1 protein-coding gene is annotated in these 1,933 nt (G+C 69.4%); it reads right to left on the reverse strand.

Annotated elements, in window-relative coordinates; all coding sequences use genetic code 11:
• A partial coding sequence (locus B1L11_RS44415) for a peptidase C14 (RefSeq protein WP_179155612.1) occupies positions 1 to 1,933 on the reverse strand: 1,933 nt, incomplete at both ends.

A 1,933-nucleotide genomic window follows, 5' to 3' on the forward strand; every position in this document is an offset into this window, starting at 1 on the left:
CCAATGCGACCCGGCGTTCCATTTGCACTCCTCTGTGATGGTTTGGGAGTAAGAAGGTTAGAGAACGAGGTTTCCGGTGGTCTCGAACCCGGGGGCCGTCCGGCGGCGCCGTCCGGGAGACGCCCTCCTCGACGCAGGAGGTGTGCTGGAGCAGCGAGCCGTCGCCGAAGGCGGCCCCGGCGAGCGTGACCTTCCCGCCCGACAGGCGGGCGCCGACCGCCGAGTACACGTTCTTCCCGGTCTCGACCGCGACGTGGGCCGTGCCCGCGTCGTTCGTCGTGCTCCGGTAGTCGCGCAGTTCCCACTGGACGGTCCCGCCCGCGTCCGCGCGGGACAGCAGCGCCTTCGCGCCGTTCGTCCCCTCGACCACCGCACCGCCGCCCACGTGGATCCGCTGGTCCTTCTTGCCCGACAGCCGGATGCCGGTGCCCGACAGCCGCCCGCCCTGGATCCGTACGAGTGAGGCGGCGACGGGCAACGGCCGGCCGCCCTCCTTGCCGAGCAGGGTGCTGTCGACCAGGTGCAGTTCTCCCGCGCCGTTGCAGGCGTTACCGTCCAGGTTCGACAGCACCGACCGCACGATGTGCACGGGCGAGGTGACCGAGGACTGCACGATCTCCGAGCCGGCGGCGAGGGTGAAGTCGCAGCCCTCGATGATGTTCGGCCGGGCCGACAGGGCGGACGACTGGGAGATGATCAGCTGGTCGTTCGCGGAGCAGCCCCGCATCTGGACGCCGTCGGCGTTGACCCAGATCATCCCGGAGCCCGCGAGCGACGGCTTCCCGATCACCCGCATGTCCTCCAGCGTCAGATCGGTGACCTTCACCCGGGCGACGAACCACGAGCAGACGTGCCGGCGTACGGTGATCCGCTTGGCCGCCGAGCCCCACGCCGCGCCGGAGTTGGCGAACGTCATCAGGCCGGAGTTGCCGGTGTAGACGAGGTCGTGCTCGTACTGGCCGTGGGTGACGAACGGCCCCTGGTCGTCCCCGTCGCCGTGGCAGTTCTCCACCAGCCCGTACGCCGAGGCGGTCCAGTCGTTGAGGTGCCGGGCGTTGGAGGTGTGGCAGTCGGCCACGTGGCCGTACAGGCAGTAGATCTGCTGGGTGAGGTAACCCGCGCCGCCCCAGGTGACGGACGTGGGGTTCTTCAGCGAGCAGGAGCGCGTCTGGAAGTAGGTGCACCAGCGGCGCATGACGACCGGCCAGAACGTGCCGGTGGCGTCGATGCCGGACACGTCGCACCAGACGGCGTACTCGTAGGCGACCGGGTGCGAGCCGGTGTACTGGTCCGCGCCCGCGCCGGTGAACACCATGTTCCTGACGTGCACGCGCTCGACCGGCTCGATCCTCGTCCAGGTGATCGACCGACCGGCCTTCAGCGTCCAGCCGTTGAGGTAGTTCACCCGGATGTGGGAGCCGTCCACGATCTGGGTGACCTGCACGAGCTTCTGCAGCTCGCGTTCCCACTGCCCGGCGCCCTTGCTCACCTCGGCCGACCACCACTGGCCGACCTGGAACTTCGACGAGTCGCCGACCTCGAAGACGTCCGACAGCTCCGGCATGTCGGCGGTGAGCGGCGCGGTAACCACCGTGTCGGTCACCTTGCCCCGGAAGAAGAGCACGGCCGCGAAGGGGTCGTCGTAGCCGGCCTTCTCGATGCCGTCGGTGCGGACGGTGTGGCCGCCGAAGTCGAACTCCAGGTTCGAGCGGGTGTACTTATGGCGCTTGACGAACAGCAGGTCGGTGTGGGCCTCGATCCGGTGGATGGACGGATCGTTCACCATCGCGTCCAGCGCGGCATCGGCCGGCGCGTCGTCGCCGAACACCCCGAACCTGCGGAAGTCGCCCACGCCCTCGTGGACCTGCACCCACCGGCCCGCATCCGGCCCACCCAGGACCGTGCCGCCGTTGGCGGTCGCGGTCGAGTCCGC

This window comes from Microbispora sp. GKU 823 (assembly GCF_002027145.1).
GTDB classification, from domain to species: domain Bacteria; phylum Actinomycetota; class Actinomycetes; order Streptosporangiales; family Streptosporangiaceae; genus Microbispora; species Microbispora siamensis.